This window comes from Gabonibacter massiliensis, from assembly GCA_001487125.1.
Taxonomy (GTDB): Bacteria; Bacteroidota; Bacteroidia; order Bacteroidales; family Marinifilaceae; genus Gabonibacter; species Gabonibacter massiliensis.
In genome coordinates this window covers 1763806-1784400 of sequence record LN913013.1, presented here as the reverse complement: position 1 = coordinate 1784400, position 20595 = coordinate 1763806, and the positions used below count along the sequence as shown (strand labels likewise).

Sequence of the window (20595 nt, the reverse complement as noted above, 5' to 3'; positions counted from 1 at the left end):
CGCTCGAGCGAAATAATCTATTAATGCAATTTAAAGAACAAATTTATGAAAAAAATTCTGATGTCTCTCCGGGATCCATCCGGAAGATTAAAAAAAGCATGGGTTATGTCAAAATGGACTCTATTATTTGTTCTACTGGGAATGTTTAATGTACATGGGGCTGCATATTCCCAGAATGAACAGCAGGTAACACTTTCGATGAAGAACGCTTATTTGAAAGATGTGATTTGGGCAATCGAGCGTCAGACGGCTTTTACCTTTATGTACAATCAAGAGGATTTGGACAAGGTCGGAAAGATCGATGTCAAACTAAAAGCTTCCAAGATCGAAGAGATTTTAAAGGTTTGTCTGAAAGGAACGGGATTGACCTACGTGATTCAGGATGCGGTCATTGTACTGAAACCTATCGCTCCCGACGATAAGGTAAAAGAGATCCGTATCGTCGGAAAGGTGATCGACGAAAGAAAGCTTCCCTTGCCCGGGGTAACCGTTCTGATAAAAGGGACTAAGTTGGGAACAGCCACTGATTTCAATGGAAAGTATTCATTGAAATTGCCGGAAATGAAAAATATCGTGTTGGTCTTTTCATTTATGGGAATGGAAACCCAGGAGATCAAATATACCGGTAAAGACACCATCAACGTGACCCTGAAAGAGGATAAGGTCAAATTGCAGGATGTGGTGGTCACCGGGTATTTAAACGTCAGAAAAGAGAGTTTTACGGGAAATGCTACTACCGTGACAAGAGACCAGCTGATGAACGTGAATGCCAGAAACGTGATTGCGGCCTTGCAGACATTCGATCCCTCTTTCCGGATTAAAGAGAATAAACTATGGGGATCCGATCCGAATGCTTTGCCGGAATTTAACATTCGGGGTGAAACTTCTATCGGACAACAGAAAGGATTGGATATCGAGAAAGAGCGGATGACGCAGCGTACGAATCTAAAGAATAATCCTAATCTGCCGATCTTTATTTTAGACGGTTTCGAGGTGGATGTACAGAAAATTTACGATATGGATATCAATCGTATCGAGAGTATGACCATATTGAAAGATGCTGCCGCTACGGCTATGTATGGTTCTCAGGCTGCCAACGGGGTGATCGTGGTAACCTCGGTGGCTCCGAAACCGGGAGAGATGCAAATCTATTATAATCTTTCCGGTAGCGTGGATATGCCTGACCTATCCGATTACAATCTTTGTAATGCGGCAGAGAAATTGGAAGTGGAGCGTTTGTCCGGATTGTATACTTCCGATGATCCGGATACTCAAAATTCGTTAACGATTAAATATTATGAGAAATTGAAAGAGATTCAGCGGGGGGTAAATACTGATTGGATGTCGAAACCTTTACGAAATGTATTCGGTCATATTCATAGCTTGAGCTTATCGGGCGGAGTGGAAAATATTCGTTATAGCCTTGATTTGAATTATAACGAGGGTAAAAACGGGGTAATGAAGGGATCTTACCGGCATACCTACGGGGCGGGATTGACGTTTGATTACCGTGCCGGTAAATGGTTACAGTTATTGAATACGGTTAATTATTCGGTAACACGTTCCGAAGACTCTCCTTATGGACCCTACTCGGAGTACGCGAAGGCCCAACCTTATTCTCCTATTTACGATGAGAGTGGACGATTGCTGAAGGATATCGTGATCGGTGTTCAGAATCCGAAAACGAATCCTTTGTGGAAAGTGGCTAATCTGAATAGCTATTTTAATAAAGTGAGACAAAACGATATTACGAATAATTTTCAATTAAATATCGTGATACAGGAAGGTCTGCAGTTTAAAGGATCGCTGGGAATCCGGAGTGTCACTTCCAGAACTGAAAACTTCACGGATCCGGCAGATCCTACCTTTTCAAATGCCGTTGCTCAAGATAAAGGCGAATTGCGAAGAAGTGATAATAGAAACTGGAATTGGAACTTAAGAGGTATGTTTTATTTTAATAAAATGATAAATAAACATTTTGTTAATGCAACGGCCGGAGTGGAAGTTTCAGAAAATCAATCAGAAGCTACGTCTGTTGCTTTAACCGGTTTTCAATTGGGTAACATGAATAAACCTCAATTTGCGGCAAAACAGCCGATACCGATACAGGAAACAGAATCGACCAGTCGTAAAATAGGATTTTTGGGATCGGTGAATTATTCTTATAATGACATCTATCTATTTGATGGCTCTGTCCGTTTGGACGGTAGTTCCGATTTCGGAAAAGACAAACAATTTGCTCCTTTTTGGTCTGTCGGGGCCGGTATAAATCTTCATAATTACGCTTTTTTGAAAGACCATTGGCTGATCGGTCGTTTGAAATTGAGGGTGACATACGGTTCTACCGGGAATGTCGGGTTTGAACCCTATTCGGCGATTACCACTTTTAAGATGGCTACGGATACCTGGTTTTATACCGGACCGGCTGCTAATTTGATAGCTTTGGGCAATCCGAAATTGACCTGGCAAACGACCGATAAATTGGATTTCGGATTTTCGACGACGTTCCTGCGGGATCTTATCTTTTTAGAGGGATCGTATTATCAAAATAAAACACGGAATTTGATTGATAATATCAACATTCCGACCTATTCGGGTTTCTCTTCTTATAAGGTGAATTCCGGTTCTACCCTAAACGAAGGATTCGAATTGAAGATGAACGCTACCGTGTTTCAGAACAAGGATTGCATGATCACGGTGAATGCTAATTTAGCTTCTAACAAGAGTAAGATCACCTCTTTGAGCGAAGAGATGAATACCTATAATCAGAGAATTTTAGATGAATACGAGAAAGGGTATTCAGAAAATCCAATGGAGGGAGAAAAACCTCAATACGGTGATGTGTTGAGTCGCCCGGTGGCTTTTTATTATAAAGGAAAATCTTTGAGTGCCATTTATGCCGTTCCTTCGGACGGGATCGATCCTGCTAACGGAAAAGAGCGGTTTATTAAAAAGAACGGGATGTCCACTTATACTTGGGATGCCAATGATCAGATCGTCGTGGGGGATAATAGTCCGGATGCACAAGGTTCTTTTGGGGTGAATGTTGCCTGGAAAGGGATCACGATGAGCGCTTCTTTCAGTTATCAATGGGGAGGGCAAACTTATAATTCAACATTGGTGGATAAGGTGGAGAACGCCCAAATTTCGACTGAAAACGTGGATAAACGAGTCTTGTCTGCCCGTTGGAAGCAGGCCGGGAATATCGTACCTTATTACGATATCAGTAAAAATCCGACTAAAAACCCGACCAGTCGTTTTGTACAGGACGATAACCGTCTGGACTTTACAAGTCTTTCTGTCGGGTATGATTTTAACTCCGAATTGATACGGAAGTGGAGGATGAGAAATTTAAAAATCAGTTTTAATGCGAATGGATTGGCGAAATGGAGAAATGTGAAGGAGGAAAGAGCTATTAACTATCCATTTGCAAGAAATTTTAGTTTTACGGTAAATGTAGGATTCTAAATAGTAAAGAAGATGAAAATATATGTTAATATACTCGTGTTGGCCGTGGCGGTGATGTTTTCCTCCTGTAAAGATTGGTTGGACGTTACTCCGGAGGGCCAGGCCACGGAAGGAGAGATGTTTTCTTCCGGAAACGGTTATCGTTCCGTCTTGAACGGATTGTACAAAGCTATGGGTGATCCTCAATTGTACGGCATGGAGTTAACTTATGGGATGATCGACTGTATGGCCCAAATATATGATTTGGAGACCAACGGAGCCTTTTCAGATGAAAAGTATAAAGATGCTCAAAAATTTGATTATAGAAGTTCCCGTTTGTCCGGAACGATTGAAGGGATGTGGGCTAAGGCTTATAATATTATAGCCAATGCCAATGCTTTGATCCAGAATGCTAAGAATGCTTCTAATGGTATTTTTGCAGAGGGTGAAATGGAGCGTAAGATGATTTTGGGAGAGGCGTACGCCTGTCGGGCTTTGATGCATTTTGAATTGTTGCGTTTGTTTGCTCCGGCCCTCGTGAACGATGACGGGCGGGCGTATATTCCCTATGTGGATGCTTATCCGACGATACAAACCGGGAAATTGGGCGTAAAACCCGTTTTGGATAAAGTAATCGTCGATTTGAAAATGGCGCAGGAGTTAACGGCTGTATTCGATACAACGATTGTGGGGCAAGCCGTAAGTATTGTCGGAAAAGGACGTTTCTGGAATGAATATAAGGACGGAGAACAAACAATAGATCCGTTCATCGATGGATTTAAGAGTGAGTTGGTAGATGATTTCTTTAAAGGGAGAGGATATCGATTAAGCTATTATGCCGTGACGGCTCTTTTAGCCCGGGTATGTCAATATGCCGGGATGGGGCAGGAGGCCTTTGACTATGCCGAAAAGGTTCTTGGTTTTAAGATGGAATTATTGGACGGACGGGTTCTTGTCATGTATAGGGATGATTTTTCCGGGATAACGACTAATGACGGGCATGAGACGGTAAATTTCGAAAAAAGACCTGATGTGAAGATGAACGCCAATTTGATATTTGCGGCCTACGATAAATTGGTTTATGATCGGAATGCTATGTATAGAAACTATTGGACTGTAGTATCTACCCCAAATTGGTTTCAAATATCGGAATCTTATTTTGAACGGGGTGGTGTGAATGAATCCGGGATCGATTATCGTTGGAGATACCTGATGTATTTAGGTAATTATCTGTATCCGGTATCCGGGAAATGGTATCCTCATCAAAATAATTCAGTCATCCGGAGTCAGAATGTACCGATATTTCCAGTCATACGTGCCACGGAGATGTATTATATCATGGCGGAGTATTACGCTCGTAACGGGAATTTCGGGAAGGCTTACGAGGTGTTGAACGCTATTCGTGAATCCCGCGGGATCAGAGGAAGTTCATTGTCCGGTACGACTTGGGCCGAGTTTCAAGCTGATTTGTTACATGATGCGCGGAGAGAATGGTTATCGGAAGGACAAATGTTCTATCTCTATAAACGTTTGAATGCCGATTTGAAAATCGGCGATAAGGTACGTCCGATGACCCGTGACGAGTATTTATTGCCTGTGCCTGCCGATATAAAATGATAATTAAAACGAATATGATGATGAAGAAATATATTTTACTGTTGATTTGGATACCGATGTTTCTAATCTCTTGTAATGAGGAAGATATAGAGGTATTTCATGGAACTTCTCAGGTCTATTTCGATAAGTTCTATATGGATGCGCTGAAACCCGGAACGGAACAGGCGGACTCTACCGTGATGTCGTTCTTTTTCTTCCCGGAAGATACAAAGGTGATCGAGGTTCCGTTGGTGGTTCAATTCTCGGGAACTCCTTTGACTTCCGACCTGAAATTCGGGTTAAGAGTGGTAAAAGAGGGAACAACGGCTAACGCAGATGAATATAAGTTAGATGACTACTACACGTTTCACGCTAAACCGATTTCTCCGGGACAATCGGATATCAAAGATACGATACATGTAAAACTTTTGTATACGGATCGATTGAAAACTTTGGAAGGAGGAGTGAGATTGATTGTCGAATTGGTTCCGATGGAAAGTTTGGAGCTGGGGCAATACGAACGTCGTCGGGCCGTGATTGTTTTTACTGCCCTCGAGTCAAAACCGGAATGGTGGACCACAGAGGTAGAAATAACGCTTTTGGGACGCTATTCGCAAAAGAAATATAAATTGTTTTTGCAACATGCCGATCCGAAGGGAGAATTTAACGAGGAGTTGATAACCAATCGTCCGGATTTGGCCATTGAGTATGTATTGAAATTTAAGAAATGGTTAGCCGATAATCCGGGACAGACAGATGAGTTCGGAGAAATAACGGTGGAAATTTAATAATTAAAAAAGATCTGTTATGAAAAAACTAAATATACTGTTTTACTTGTCTTTCTTTTTGTTGATCGGTTGTTTGGAAGACGAGGGAAATTATGACTATAAAAGTCTCAACGAACCGAAATGGTATGCCGATCCTATTGCACAGCCGATAGCAATTTATGGCAAGGAAGGGGAGGTCATGGAGTTTCGCGGTCATAAAGCTTTTAAATGGGAAACCGATTCGGCTCAACGGGAAAAAGAGGTCCGCTACGAGTGGCGTATAAAAAATGTCCTCATCGGGGAGGAGGCTGATTTTGATATTAAAGTTGATTCGGTGGTTAAAAAGGTCAATTTGACGGAATTTTTAGCAGAAAATAAATCTCTGCCGGGAACGTTTACTGTTATCGATAAAGAAACGGGTACCCGTTTTATGTCAAAAGTAATTTATTTTATCACGGCAACGAGGGGATCGGGTGATTGGTTCGTGTTGGCGGAAGATGGGGGAAATGCCAAGTGTTATTATATCGATCGCTACGTGGATAAACAGACCAACAAGACGATCTTTGAGATCAAGGATACTTACGATAAGGCAAACGGGGAGAATATCCCGGGTAAACCGTTATTCTTGGCTTATACCAGAACAGCTAAAAATATCGGTCCCCTCGGTTCGGGAACTATTATCACGGACAAGGTCGCTTATGAATTCCGTCCGGAAAATTTTTTAAAAGTAGCGGAATTAAAAGATCAGTTCGGTAACGGAACTCCTGCAGATTTTAAACCGGTCGCTCGTGTCGATGCATGGGAAAATGATGCCAAAGTCGGAAGAACCACTTTTGTTACGACCGAAGACGGGCGGTTATTCAGAAGGCAACTGTCTAATAATAATTTAGGAGGAGCTTTTATGACTACTCCCTATTTTTTGGATGAGAAAGGATATAAGATTACAAAATTCGGACGGAAGCAATATGGACTTAGATCTTCTTTCCCTTGTTACGATGAAAAGCATAACAGGGTGATCATGGTTATTTTTGCAGATAAACAACCGGAAGGATCGATGCCATGGGATCCAGCGTATTCAACAAGTAAATTAATTCCGGTGCGTTATTCTTCTACTGTAAGCCAATGTCCTCCAGTATGGAATATGCCACAAGGTACGAAAATGTTGGATATAGGATGTTATGCTGGTTTTGAAGGAGGTTGGATGGGAGTGCCACCGATATATAGGTATTCATTGCTATATAATTTAAACGGTAAAACATATTATGGAGAGTGTGGGGCGAATGGAAATACCGGAGAGTTAGTACAGGCAACTGCTGGATGGGGACCTTTTCCGGGAACGCTCCTTTCCAAATTGATAGAGTGTTCTGTGAAGGTTCCGGATGATTCCTTTGTTTTATCTGGAACGTTAAGCGAGACTCCTATGATTATCTATTCGAATGGAAATGCTGTAAATTATATTGATAAAGATAGAGAATACATGAATTTTCCATTGATTTCGGATTTTGGAGAAAAAGTAACCTTTGTGGGGCGTGATGGCAATTTTCAGGTTTTGGTAGTTGGAGGAATTAACGGGAAATTGGCTTTTTATAGTATAGTGGATAGAGATGATCCGAAATTGCTGAAGACGGAACAGTTGAGCGGTCGGGTGGTTTCGGCTAAAGAGATTACATCGAAAGTAAGTGGAAGTGAATATTAAATGTCTAAGAAAAAGTTTGTAAAAATGATAAATCATATTGTATGGAAGAACCGATTTTAAAGTTAGAACATTTATCCCATCGTTATAGTGTGCAGTGGGCGATACGGGATATCGATTTCGAGATTACGAAGAATGGTATTTACGGATTACTCGGCTCCAACGGAGCCGGGAAGTCCACGACCATGAATATCATGTGCGGGGTGTTAAAGCAGACGGAGGGGGATGTGTATATCAAGGGGGTGAGCATACGGGAAAACCCGGTAGAGGCCAAACGCCATATCGGTTTTCTACCGCAGGTACCGCCTTTGCATCCGGATCTGACGGTATGGGAATACCTGGAGTTTTGCGCGGAGATCCGGCATATCCGGGATCGGGAGGTACCCAAAGCGATAAAAGAGGCGATGGGACGTTGCGGAATCTCTCATTTTGCCAAGCGGGTGATCCGGAATCTCTCCGGGGGTTATCAACAACGGGTCGGGATTGCCCAGGCGATTATTCATAACCCCGAGTTCGTGGTGTTGGATGAACCGACAAACGGGTTGGACCCGAACCAGATCGTGGAGATCCGCCACCTGATCAAGGAGATTGCCCAAGATCGTACGGTGATCCTCTCCACGCATATCTTGCCCGAGGTTCAGGCCACTTGCGATTATATCCGGATGATCGAGCAAGGGAGTATGGTTTTCGCCGGAACGGTAGATGAATTTGATAATTATATTAAACCGAGTACGATTTTGGTTTCGCTGGGGGCCATGCCCCCGGTAGAGGAGATCGAGGCGCTTCCGGGAGTGGTCCGCGTGGAAGAGTTGGGAGGTCCCCGCTTCCGCGTACAATTCTCGGATGCCCGGGAGGCGATGGATCATATCGTGGAGGCCAGTTATACACGCGGTTGGCAGTTGTCGGAGCTTCAACAAGAGAAGAGTTCTTTGGATACGATTTTTGCCGAATTGTCTAAAAAATAATCTATTAAATTTATTTCGTTAAAGATGAGAACAATATTCAAGATAGCAAAAACAGAGCTAAGAGATCTATTTTATTCTCCGATAGCCTGGTTGATTTTAATTATATTCACTTTTCAAACCGGAATGCTGTTTTCCGGTATGATCTCCCAAGTTGCAGAGGGGCAGGTGATGGGATATCAGCATATAAACCTTACCCTCGGTTTTTTTGCCGGTTGGAGTGGTTTGTTTTCGAATGTGCAATCCTATCTGTATCTCTATATTCCCCTGTTGACAATGGGATTGATGAGTAGGGAATTGGGCAGCGGCTCCATTAAACTGCTCTACTCCTCCCCGATTACGAACACGCAAATTATTTTAGGTAAGTATTTAGCCATGATGATTTACGGGTTGGCCCTGATCGGCGTGTTGGTGGTGTATGCCATATACGCTATCGTGGTAATTGAACATGCGGACGTTACTCTTATTTTATCCGGGTTGTTGGGGGTTTACCTGTTGTTGTGCATTTACGTCTCCATCGGGTTGTTTATGTCCAGTTTGACCTCCTACCAGATAGTGGCGGCCGTGGGGACGTTGGCTATTCTGGCTGTATTGACCTACGTGAAGGGAATGTGGCAAGGTATCGCCATATTGCGGGATATTACCTATTGGTTCGGAATTTCCGGAAGAGCTGGGGCTTTTGTGGGAGGTTTGGTTTCCACGGAGGACCTGCTTTATTTTTTCGTGGTGATCGCTCTTTTCCTTTTTATGACGATTATCCGTATGCAAACAAGGCGTCAGAAAGTGAGTTGGATGGTTTCTTTGGGTAAATATGCGGGAGTGTGGATTTTAGCGATTGTTTTGGCTTATGTCTCGTCTCGTCCGGTATTTAAATTCTATTACGATGCCACTCAGATGAAAATGAACACCTTGACACCGAATAGTCAAGAGATTATTAAACGTGCTACGGGGGGAATGACAATTACTTCTTACGTGAATATCTTGGATCGATTTGCTGAAATTGGGGACCCTGAAAACTATAATAATGATATCCGATTATTTGAGCAATATACTCGGTTTAAACCGGAGATTAAAATGGAATACGTTTTCTATTACGATACGATTAAAAACGATCAGTTAGAAAAGATATATCCCGGTATGACATACGAAGAGAAGGCGAAAAAAGAGATGGAGCGAAAAAAGATGAATCCGAAGAAGGTATTGACTCCGGAACAGATTCGGAAACAAATCGATTTAACCACGACAGAAGGAAATCGTTTTACTCGATTAATAGAACGAGAAAGCGGAGAAAAGACGTTTTTACGGATATATGATGGTCAACAAAGATACCCGGGTGAGGCAGAGATTACAGCCGCTTTGAAACGTTTGGTGATGAAATTACCAACGGTCGGATTCCTGACCGGACATGGGGAGCGGGAGACCGACCGACCGGGTGAGCGAAATTATTGCATGTTTACGCATATGCCGTCTTTTCGAAGTTCGTTAATTAATCAAGGATTCGATTACAAAGATGTTACACTCGATAAGGAAATTCCGGATGATGTGAATATTCTCGTGATTGCGGAGATGAGACAGCCCATGACGGAGGCTGAGAAAGTAAATTTGGATAAGTATATTGCCCGTGGCGGTAACCTCATGATTATCGGAGAACCGAGACGACAGGAGGTGATGAATCCGGTGGTAGAGCAATTCGGCGTAAAGTTTATGGACGGATTCCTGATTCAACCGCCTAAAGCAAAGGATCCGGAGGAAGAGAAAAAGCAGGATAATATCAATCTTGGTCCGTTTGCCGGTTATACAGTCCCGGCTCTTCCGATCGATCTGATCGTGATGAAACCGACAAAAGAAGCTGGTGATTTAGCCTACGTATTTAATGCATTAAGACGGAGTTATGTGATTGTTATGCCTTCGGCTACCGGATTGGAATATACCGAGGATAAAGGATTTAAAGTAACTCCGATGTTTGTTTCCGATTCCACTTGTTGGAACGAGTTGGAAACAAAAGAGATTATCAATGAGGAAGATGTGAAGTATAATCCGGAAGTGGGAGAAGTGCAGCAATCTTACACCTTGGGATTAGCATTGTCTCGTAAAATGGGAGATAAAGAGCAGAGAATTATCGTATTAGGAGATGCGGATTGTATCAGCGACGGAGAGTTCGGTCGTTCCCGTTCGCCTTTGTGGGTTGCTAATTTCGGGATAGTGCAAGGAGGTTTCTATTGGTTGTCGGATGGGGAAGTGCCGATCGATGTTCGTCGTCCGGCATCGATAGATAATAGAATTTCTACCACGGAAGGTGGTGCGGAAGTGCTTAATTATATGTTGATGGGAGTATTTCCGGGACTTTTGCTCTTACTGTATTTGTTTATGTGGATCAGGAGAAGAGGGCGTTAATAGCTTTTTATGATTAGTGATTAATATGATTAGGTGATGAAGGGATTGGGAGACTGTATGAGTCTCCTGATCTCTAAACACCAAAACCTGAATTAAAAGATTTATGATTTAAAGATAGCAAGATCAGTTTTAATCTACATCAAAAGTTGGAGTTTCGGCTAAAACAGATAAAGGGAAATCCTATAAAATATGGATATTATTTAGAGTAGGATCTAAAAATGAATTATAAGTTAGGTTAAATGGTGTTGGGTAAGAATCGTAGTGTGAAGGGCGAAAGAGGCGAAAGTTCTTTCGCCCTTTTTGGTTCCCGGAGAAAAAATGACGATGAAAATGATTCAGAAATTAAAAGATTAGGGGATTGAGAGATATAATGATTTTGTGATTGAGTGATTAAAATGATTGACGATTGTAGATTACGAAAAGCAGTTAATTTACAATCTACAATTTAAAATTTACAATAAATAGAAGGATTAAGGGATTCTGTGATTAGGATATATAATGATTTTATGATTGAGTGATTAAAAAGAGAGAAGGAGGTGGTATTTTGTAAAAGAATCGGCTTGTTAAATGTGATCTGAAAATAATTCGAAGGAGGATAATGACGGGGAATATAGTCTTCGTTATCATGAACATGGAGATGATAGAGAACAGTTCATCTTCGAAATTAAATTTCTATTAAACATTTAAATTTTAAAGCTATGAAAAAAATTATGATGTTATTCGTGTTATCGGTTTTCTTCTTTGTTGGGGAAGCATTTGATGGAGTGGCACAAAATAATGAGAATGGTACTTCTCAAATTATAAGTGATGCTCGTGGAGAAATAGTTGTAAGAGCAGGGAATACTGCTCAATGGTCATATGCTCTATTAAACTTAGAAAATTGGAGTTATGCTGCGTTATTTGTTCAACGCCCTGGCGAGCGTCTTAAATTTATTATTTCTTTGGATTGTAATGGAAATATTCATCGTGCATATCCTCCGAATTATAGATTCAGTATTTCTAATAATTATAGTAAAACTGTTATTTATGTAACCTTGTCTAATGCTCAGGCTTCTGATGAGGGAGTTTATTATCTTTTAGTGAGAAAAGGAACAATGGATTGTGTCTCTGCTGGCGATCAATTAACCGTGTTATCTCTCTGATTCTGATTGCACTTAGGTAGTACTTAGGGACGGGGTAAAAGTGCTATAAATAGACGAAGATAAATAGTCGATGAAGAGATTGGGTGATTAAAGAGATTGACGATTGTAGATAAAAATAATTTGTAGATTAAAAGATTTAGGTGATTCAAATTAAATCTCTTAGTCACGAAATCATTAAATCACGGAATTCTCATAGTTTACAATTTACAATAAAGTGATGGGGAGTAGGTGATTTAGAATAAAATGGTACCATTTTCAAAAATCTGCTTTTTAAATGTGATCTGAAAATAGTTCAAAGGAGGATAATGACGGGGAATATAGTCCCTGATTGTATGAACATGGAGATGACAGAGAATAGTTCATCTTCGAAATTAATTTTTCTATTAAACATTAAAATTTTAAGGTCATGAAAAAGGTTATGATGTTATTTATGGTATCGGTATTCTTCTTTGCTGGGGATGTATGTGATGGAGTAGCTCAAAGTAATGAAGATGGTATTCCTCAAATTATAAGTAATACTGGTGGCGAGATTATTGCGAGACCAGGAAGTACTGTTCAATGGTCATACTTTCTATTAAATTTAGAAAATTGGGATATTGCTATGTTATATTTTCAACGTTCTGGGCAAGCTCCCAAATTTATTATTGCTTTGGGAAATAACGGGTTCATCTATCGTCCAACTCCTGGGGATTATAGATTCGTTATTTCTTGTAATTATTCTAAAACTAATATTTATATAACCTTGTCTGATATTCAGACTTCTGATGAGGGAGTTTATTATCTTGTTGTAAAAAAGGGGACAACAGATTATTTTTCTTATGGAGATCGATTAATTGTGAAATACGATTGATCCTAACAGTACTTAAGGTAGCACTTAGGGACGGGGTAAAAGTGCTATCAATAGACAAAGGTAAATAGTCGATGAAGAGATTCCGTTACAGGTAAATCCTTTAATCACAGAATCTCGTCATCACTAAATAATCGTCAATCTTCAATCTACAATTTACAATAGATGTGTGGTGTAAAATTAAAAATAGAATAGTATGAGTTGGAGTGATTTGGTTTTGGTAGCCGGTTACGAGCTGAAGCAGCAAAGCCGGAGCCGGGTGTTTTTGTTTTTCGTGCTGGTGGCTTTGGCGGGAGTGGTCGGGTGTCACGCCTATTGGCAGGGGTGGGGGCATAGCGGCAACTGGAAGATGGTGGCTTTGCCTTGTTCGATGCCGTTGGTGAATGCTTACCTGTTGGGTGTGGTGCAGTCGTTGTTTTTGGTGGTGATGATGGCGGATGTGCCCCGGCGATTGGCACGGAAGGGAGCTGTGGAAAGTCTTTACGCCCGTCCGGTGGGAACCGCGACGTATTACTGGGGCGTGCTCCTGGGTAATCTCGTGCTTTTCCTGCTCGTGGATCTCGCGGTGATCGGGGTCTCCGTGTTGGCGGTGAACCTGGCGAGTGTAGCTCCGTTGAGTTTAAACTACTATCTTTTTTATTTGTTGACGTTGACGATTCCCTCGTGGGTGTTTATCGGCGGGTTGACGTTGTGGTTGAGTTATTTGTTCCGTTCCCGTGTACTGGCGATGGTGATTCCCGTGTGCTGGTTGGCGGGCTCGATTTTTTGGTTGCCTTATCAGGTTCACGGTACGCTGGATTACATGGCGAGCGGGATCCCCAATTTGTTCTCGGATATCACGGGGCACGCGAACCCTTGCGGCTATTTGTTGCACCGGTTGACGTATCTTTTGGCGGGGGCGGGGTTGTTGGCGCTGTGCGCGGGAAAGATGGGGCGTTTGTCGAATGGTGCGGCCGGTTTAAGGCTGAATCGTTGTTTAGGTCTTTTTTTGGGTATGGCCGGTTTGCTTTGCGGCGTGGCGTTGGAATATTCCTATTACCGGGATCGGCAGGTACGGGTGGTTTACCGGGATAGTTTCCGGCGGAATTGGCAAGAGAGAACTTGCCGGTTAAAGAGTAACGCGATCACTTTAAGACAGGAGGGTAAGGAGTTGAGGGCGAAGAGCGATCTGACGGTTTATAACCCGGGGCGTGAGTCGCTGGAACGGATCGTTCTCTTCCTGAATCCCGGTTTACGGGTGACGGGTTTACAGTCGGGCGGGAAGGATCTGCCGTACCGGAGGGATCAGCAGTTTATCCTGATCGATCGTCCCTTGGGGGCGGGCGATTCTACGCGTATACTTTTGGCTTACGGGGGGAAGATCGACGAGCGTTTTTGCGATCTGCACTTGAGGGACACGGCCTACGAGAATCCTTTTTATAACGATCGATTCTTTGCCACGGGTCGCCGGGGAGCTTTCGCGGAGCGGGATTTTCTTTTATTGACTCCTGCCTCGGCGTGGTACCCGGTGGCGATACCGCCGGTGAATCCCTTGATGCCCATGGCCACGGGGCGGGATTTTACCCGCTTCCGGTTGGTGGTGGACCGCCCGTTGCAAAAGGTGGTCGTTTCTCAGGGACAGGCATTCGAAAGTAGGGATTCCGTCGTTTTCGTATGTCATCATGCTTTAAACGGAATCTCTTTATGCGGGGGCGATTACAACTATTACAAGCTTCCGGAGGATGAAACTTTCAGTTTGCAATTCGGTTCCGTGACTTGGGACAAACGATTTGTGAAGTGTTTCTCAAAAGTAAAGCAAGCCGATATAATCTCTTTGCGGACGGGAGAGCGGGGATCGAATTTGAATTCGATTCGAAATTATTGCTCGGGAGATTGGTATGAGCCGGAAAATCCTTACCTGTATTTATTGGAGGTTCCGGTGTCGTTCCGTTCGGATTCTCACGCCGGAAAGCCGGAAGCCGGGTTGGTGGAGCCGGGAATGGTCTTTTGGCGGGAACGGGGATTCGATATGAGGCTTGCCGGAGCGATGTCGATCGGGGCGATTGAAAATGAAGAGCAGCTCTTCAAGGTTCTTACAGTGCTTCAGCCCGAGTTTTTCTATTCTATGCGGAGAAAACAGAATAGTCACCCCCTGCTTGGATTGGGAAAAAGAGATGTAACTTTCTCCTGGAATTTCGAAAAAAACGATAATGATGCTTCTTCCTTGGATGACGTGCAACGGGTTTGGGTTCACTCTTCCGAATATCCTTTTATGGGGAGAATATTCAACGCGTTGGCGACAACGGATTTTAGCGTGGCGAGAGGTGCTGCGAACGCCATGATAGGGAATCAAGAGGAGAATATTCCTTTTATCGGGCATTCTTTAAAAGATATATGGGCGGACAACGGGGAGATTATGTTATGGAATAAGCTCAACGATTTATGGACTCGTCTGGTCTTGTCCGGTATTCCGGGACAGGAGCTGAAACAAAGTCTGGATAGTTTATACCGTTACCGGAAAGGCGAATTGGACTATGATTCTTTGATACAGGTATGGGATACGCGTTGGGGGGTAAACGCGGAGGATGTCATAGCGGATTGGATTACCACGAGGCACGAACAATATTTTAGGGTGAAAGATGCCGCGATTTATTTTGATCGTGGTTCTCGGCGTTACAAAATCGGGGGAAAGGTGATGAATGTTGGAAGCAGTAGCGGAATTGTTTCCATTGAATGCGGGGGTTTTCTCGGTCAGGTGCAACGCTTTGTCTGCCGCATCGAACCGGGAGAGGCAAAGACGTTCACGTTGGTAACGGAGCAATCTGCTTCATGTATAAACACGGGATTGTCGGCCAACATTCCGGCGGCTTTTTTCTTCGAGTATAGAGATCCGGGAACGTTGGAAAAACCCTGGGAGTTGATGGATGAGTGGCGTTCGATACCGGTGTCCGAATTCATGAAAAATGAAAACCCGAACGAGTTTATCGTCGATGATCAGGACGCGGGGTTCGAGGTAAAGAACGGCAATCTCTCGTGGTTCCAAAAAGGGCGGAAGGAAGCTCCCCGGGTTGTCGGGACTCGGCTTCAAATGCAAGGAGATGCCAAAGTTTGGCAACGCGTGATAGATGCCTCTGCTTGCGGCGATGCCATCCGGGGATATCATTATATCGGCGGCGGGTCCGGTAAATCTACCGCGACATGGCGAGCGAATATTCCGGAGCCGGGACGTTACCGGGTTATGGGAAAAGTATACCGTATCCACCTCAGACCGCAGAAAATAGTTATGGCTACCGACTTGCCAATGCCGGAAGCACCTTTTGACGATTCCGGAATCATCTACTATTACACGCTCTCTTTCGGGGGGCGGGAGGAAAAAGCGGAGGTCAGTTTGGATGCCGAACTATCGGGGTCTTCGGGCTGGGCGCTTATAGGGGAATACGATCTTCCGGCCGGCGAGGTGAGCGTAACCCTCTCGGACAAGGAGGTGCGTCGGCGGAAAGAGGTGGCTATCGTGGCGGATGCGGTGAAATGGATAAAAGTGGAATGAAATAATTGTAAATTGTAGATTGACGATTTTAGATTAAAAGATTCAGAGATTGGGTGATTGGAGTGATTATAATGTGATCTGGAAATAAGCTAAAGGAGTGTAATGGCGGGTAGTAAATGCCCGGGGATCATGGGGATAATTGAAAGGAAATTATTCCCGAAGCTAATTATTTTTCAAAGCTTTAAATTTTAAGATCATGAAAAAGACAATTCAATTCGTGGCGGTAACGTTGATTCTTCTTGCAGGAGGAGTTTTAACAGGAATGGCGCAAAATTCAAATGTTGTATCACCTGAGTTTGAAATGATGTTGACAAATACAGCAAGGAGTGGAATAATTTATCGTACTCAAACATGTAGTCCTGGAGGAACTTTTCATGTTAGTTTTTTAGGAATTTTTAGTGGAGTACCTGATGTTATTCTTTGTTTTGTTCTACCTGGTGCGATTCCAAGATATAGAAATTTGGGACAAGTATCTGCATTTGTAAAAGCCGGAGTATGTGTGGAAGATGAAGGAGATTACTGGTTCGGGTGTTATGTTATAGATGAGCATGCAAATCCATATTTTGAATATAGAATATGTGTTACCCTTACCGTCTCTGGTTCTCCTATGGCGGTTATTACGGGGCAAACAGATCATTTAAAAATGAACAAGGTAAGTAATCCTTTCGCTCAATTGATTTGTACCGGACCAAAAGTTTGATTTGGAGATCTAAAATGCTTGTATTGGCCTAAGTAAAATTTAAAACGAGAAATGATGGACTTGCATGAACTGTTTTTGGTGGCGGGATACGAGGTAAAGCAGCAGGGGAGGAGTTGGGTTTTTCGGTTTTTCGCTTTGTTGTCGTTAGTCGGGATAGTGGCTTGTCATATATACTGGCAAGGACAGGGAGCCGACAACTGGAAGATGATGGCGTTGTCGTGTTCGATGCCGCTGGTAAACGCTTACCTGTATAGCGTGATGCAATCGTTGTTCCTGGCGGTGATGATGGCGGATATTCCCCGGCGGCTTTGCCGTCCGGGGGCTCTCGATAGTACGCGGGCTCGCCCGGCCGATAACGCGACTTACTACTGGGGGATGGTCGCGGGTAACTTGTTGCTTTTCGGGTTGGTGAATGTTACGGTGATAGTGGTTTCGGTTTTTATCGTTAACCTGACGAGCTTGGCCCCGGTGAGCTGGTCGTGTTATCTTTTTTACCTGTTGACGTTAAATCTTCCCTCGTGGCTGCTGGTGGCTGGTTTTTCTTTATGGGTCAGCAGTGTTTCCGGAGGTCGTTTTGCGGCGATCGTTCTTTCTGCGATCTGGTTGGCGTGCTGCTTGTTCTGGTTGCCTTATCACCTGCACGGGACACTCGATTACACGGGAAGCGGGTTGCCGAATCTTTTTTCGGAAATCACGGGGCATATCAATCTTCCCCGTTACCTGTTGCATCGTTCGGCTTACGCGTTGACCGGTATTGGATTGTTAGCGTGGAGCGCGAGGGGGATGAAACGCCTGCCGAATCGCGGGGGAACCGGGAGGATTCACGCGCTAAGCGGGATCGCTCTTTTGTTAGCGGGTTTGACATGTGGCGTTTTGCTGGAGTATTCCTATTACCGGGATCGTTCGGTACGATCGGCCTACCGGTCGAGCTTCGAGCGGAACTGGGAGGAGGCGACCTGCCGGGTAAAGAGGCACGTTATCCGGTTGCACCAGTCGGGTCATGTTTTGAAGGCGGAGAGCGACCTGCTGGTTTATAACCGGGAAAAAGAGCCTTTACGTCAAATCGTGCTTTTCCTTAATCCTGGATTACGGGTGACGTCGGTTCAGTCGGGCGGCGGGGATTTGCCGTACCGGCGGTATCAACAATTCGTGTTGATCGACCGGGCCTTGGGGGCAGGAGATACCTTGTCCTTGCGATTGAAATACGAGGGTAGGGTAGACGATCGTTATTGCGACCTGCATTTGCCGGACAAGGTGTACGAGGACACGTTTCACGGGGATCGTTTTTTCCCGACGGGTCGTCGGGGGGCTTTCACCGGGAAGAATTTTCTCCTGTTAACCCCCGCGTGCACGTGGTACCCGGTGGCCATTCCCCCGGTGAATCCCTTTATGCCGTTAGCGACGGGCCGGGATTTCACCCTTTTCACGTTGATCGTGGAAAATCCCTCGCAACAAACGATTCTCTCGCAGGGCTTTCCCGAGCGGCTGAAAAACGGTATTCGTTTTACCTGCCGGAACCCGTTGAACGGTATCTCGTTGTACGGTGCCAACCCGAGGAACTATAGTTTGCCGGTGGATGAAACGTTCGGTTTCCAAGTCCATTCTTTCAGTCTCGTGAAAGGGTTGGCGCCTATTTTTTCGGGGGTTAGCCGGCAGGCTTTCGCCTCTTTGTGGAAGAATCCCCCTGTCATGTACTGGCATAATTATAGAAACTTCCGGACGATGAGCTGGTACGAGGCAGGCTCTCCTTACCTGCACGTGTCGGAGGTCCCCGTTTCGTTTCGTCTGGCCTCCCACGTGGGAAAAACGTCGGCGGGACTCGTGGAGCCGGGAATGACTTTTATTCGGGAACGGGGATTCGACCTGGATATGGCGGGGGTGATGACTGCCGGAAAAATCAGAAACGGGAACGAATTTTTTGCGGTGACCGACGCTTTACACGGTCGATTGTTTAACGGCACGGTTCGAGAGAGGAGTAGCCACCCGCTTTGGGATATGGGGCGGAAAGGAGCAGATTATGAAAATAGACCTGTCGATTGGAGTATAGGTTCCTTAGGAGGAGACCGGAAGATCTGGATACATTCTTTGGAAAATCCTTTTTTAGGGCATGTATTCGAGCAATTGCAAAACAGCGTGAATTCGTTTAACATGGACCAAAGTGTTTACGGGTTTATGTTCAGTCGGAATAAATCGAAATACGATTACCTGTGCGGTCATTCGTTACGGGATGTTTTATCCGATCAAAAATTGGACGATCGTTTTAAAAACAGTTTATTCTACACGAAGGTACAAGATTTATGGACCCGGTTAACGTTAAATATTCCTCAACGCCCGTTGAAAGATTGTTTGAATAGTTTGTACCGTTATCGTAAAGGGGAGATCGATTACGATTCGTTGGCAGATGTATGGACCGCCCGTTGGGGAGTGGATATAGATAGTATGGTTTCGGACTGGGTCACGACCCGGCACGAGCAATTTTTCCGAATGAAGAGGGGAATAATGTATTATAATCCGAAGACGAGGATGTTTAAGGCGGAAGGCAAAATCATGAACATGGGTAAAACAGGTGGTGTGGTTTCTATCGAGTACGGGAGTATGATATCCGTGGAACGTTACAGTTGTTATATACGTCCCGGTGAGGCTAAGGCTTTTACCTTTATCCTGCAAGATTCGCCGAAGGGGAGATCTCCTGTGGATAGAGTAACGATCAATAATATGAACACGGGCTTGTCTGCTAATCGGCCGAATATTTTCCTTTTTAAAGGGGTGACCGTAAGGAACGATTCGGTTTGGGAGCCCGGTAGAGAGTGGCGGCCCATTCCCGCGGAGGAGTTTTTGGCCGACCGGAACGAGGGGGAGTTTATCGTGGATGATCAGGATCCCGGTTTCGAGTTGGTAGACGGCAATCTTACCTGGCTTCAAAAGTGGTTTCAAAAGGCTCCCGAAGTCCGGGATTTTTATGAAGGAGAGACTTCTCGTTGGGTTCCGGTGGTCACGATAGAAGCGGAAGGGGATTCGATTCAAGGATGTCATTGTATTAGCGGAGGGCGAGGGAAATCGACGGCTACATGGCGAGTCAACCTGCCGGAAGCGAGACGTTACCGGGTGATGGGGAAAGTGTACAGACAATCTCTTGTCCCCGGGCCTGGCAGACCGGGAGGTGTAGTTTATTACTACACGGTTTTTCACGGGGATAAGCCGGAAAAGGTAGAGGTCAATCTTGATGCTTTTCTCCGGGGAAATCCTTCCGGCTGGGCCTCTCTCGGGGAGTACGATTTTCCGGCAGGGGAAGCGAAAGTGGAGCTTTCCGATAAGGAGGTTCAGAGAAGGAAGGATGTGGCTATTGTGGCGGATGCGGTAAAGTGGATAAAAATAGAATGATTAAAGATATAATGATTTTGTGATTGAATGATTCGGAGATTAGATGATTAGAGTGATTGACGATTGTAGATTTTACAATGAATGTGGGTGATTGTCGGATGTATGATTGAAAGACGGCAAGGAGTGGAGGAATAAAAAAA

The 20595-nt window shown here is 44.2% G+C and carries 11 protein-coding genes; all 11 read left to right on the top strand.

The genetic code is table 11. The features are described 5' to 3' along the window. The first annotated feature begins 45 nt into the window (after positions 1-45). Positions 46-3468, top strand: coding sequence for a SusC/RagA family TonB-linked outer membrane protein (locus tag BN3283_RS11855; RefSeq protein WP_059026737.1), 3423 nt, complete (start codon positions 46-48; stop codon positions 3466-3468). 12 nt (positions 3469-3480) lie between these two features. Next, a complete protein-coding gene (locus BN3283_RS11850) occupies positions 3481-5064 on the top strand; it encodes a RagB/SusD family nutrient uptake outer membrane protein (protein WP_059026736.1) in 1584 nt (527 codons plus the stop codon). 20 nt (positions 5065-5084) lie between these two features. Further along, positions 5085-5831, top strand: a complete 747-nt coding sequence (locus BN3283_RS11845) for a DUF4843 domain-containing protein (protein WP_070807511.1) — start codon at positions 5085-5087, stop codon at positions 5829-5831. 19 nt (positions 5832-5850) lie between these two features. Then, positions 5851-7506 carry a PKD-like family lipoprotein gene (locus BN3283_RS11840; protein ID WP_059026734.1) on the top strand — a complete coding sequence of 552 codons (1656 nt, stop codon included), beginning with the start codon at positions 5851-5853 and terminating at the stop codon, positions 7504-7506. A 41-nt stretch (positions 7507-7547) separates the two neighbouring features. After that, positions 7548-8468, top strand: coding sequence for an ABC transporter ATP-binding protein (locus BN3283_RS11835; protein WP_059026733.1), 921 nt, complete (start codon positions 7548-7550; stop codon positions 8466-8468). A gap of 24 nt (positions 8469-8492) precedes the next feature. After that, complete coding sequence (locus BN3283_RS11830) at positions 8493-10859, top strand: Gldg family protein (RefSeq protein WP_059026732.1); 2367 nt, start codon at positions 8493-8495, stop codon at positions 10857-10859. Between the two features lie 698 nt (positions 10860-11557). After that, on the top strand, positions 11558-12001 hold the full coding sequence (locus BN3283_RS11825) for an immunoglobulin domain-containing protein (RefSeq protein WP_059026731.1): 444 nt from the start codon (positions 11558-11560) through the stop codon (positions 11999-12001). Positions 12002-12407: 406 nt separating this feature from the next. Continuing rightward, positions 12408-12851, top strand: coding sequence for an immunoglobulin domain-containing protein (locus BN3283_RS11820; RefSeq protein ID WP_059026730.1), 444 nt, complete (start codon positions 12408-12410; stop codon positions 12849-12851). Between the two features lie 193 nt (positions 12852-13044). Continuing rightward, a complete protein-coding gene (locus BN3283_RS11815) occupies positions 13045-16374 on the top strand; it encodes a carbohydrate-binding protein (RefSeq protein ID WP_059026729.1) in 3330 nt (1109 codons plus the stop codon). A gap of 196 nt (positions 16375-16570) precedes the next feature. Then, on the top strand, positions 16571-17074 hold the full coding sequence (locus tag BN3283_RS11810; protein ID WP_059026728.1) for a hypothetical protein: 504 nt from the start codon (positions 16571-16573) through the stop codon (positions 17072-17074). Positions 17075-17128: 54 nt separating this feature from the next. Next, a complete protein-coding gene (locus tag BN3283_RS11805) occupies positions 17129-20455 on the top strand; it encodes a golvesin C-terminal-like domain-containing protein (RefSeq protein WP_059026727.1) in 3327 nt (1108 codons plus the stop codon). Positions 20456-20595: the final 140 nt, after the last annotated feature.

Coding starts and splice junctions, on each gene's coding strand:
- BN3283_RS11855 (WP_059026737.1), top strand. CDS start 46: ATGAAAAAAATTCTGATGTCTCTCCGGGATCCATCCGGAAGATTAAAA.
- BN3283_RS11850 (WP_059026736.1), top strand. CDS start 3,481: ATGAAAATATATGTTAATATACTCGTGTTGGCCGTGGCGGTGATGTTT.
- BN3283_RS11845 (WP_070807511.1), top strand. CDS start 5,085: ATGAAGAAATATATTTTACTGTTGATTTGGATACCGATGTTTCTAATC.
- BN3283_RS11840 (WP_059026734.1), top strand. CDS start 5,851: ATGAAAAAACTAAATATACTGTTTTACTTGTCTTTCTTTTTGTTGATC.
- BN3283_RS11835 (WP_059026733.1), top strand. CDS start 7,548: ATGGAAGAACCGATTTTAAAGTTAGAACATTTATCCCATCGTTATAGT.
- BN3283_RS11830 (WP_059026732.1), top strand. CDS start 8,493: ATGAGAACAATATTCAAGATAGCAAAAACAGAGCTAAGAGATCTATTT.
- BN3283_RS11825 (WP_059026731.1), top strand. CDS start 11,558: ATGAAAAAAATTATGATGTTATTCGTGTTATCGGTTTTCTTCTTTGTT.
- BN3283_RS11820 (WP_059026730.1), top strand. CDS start 12,408: ATGAAAAAGGTTATGATGTTATTTATGGTATCGGTATTCTTCTTTGCT.
- BN3283_RS11815 (WP_059026729.1), top strand. CDS start 13,045: ATGAGTTGGAGTGATTTGGTTTTGGTAGCCGGTTACGAGCTGAAGCAG.
- BN3283_RS11810 (WP_059026728.1), top strand. CDS start 16,571: ATGAAAAAGACAATTCAATTCGTGGCGGTAACGTTGATTCTTCTTGCA.
- BN3283_RS11805 (WP_059026727.1), top strand. CDS start 17,129: ATGGACTTGCATGAACTGTTTTTGGTGGCGGGATACGAGGTAAAGCAG.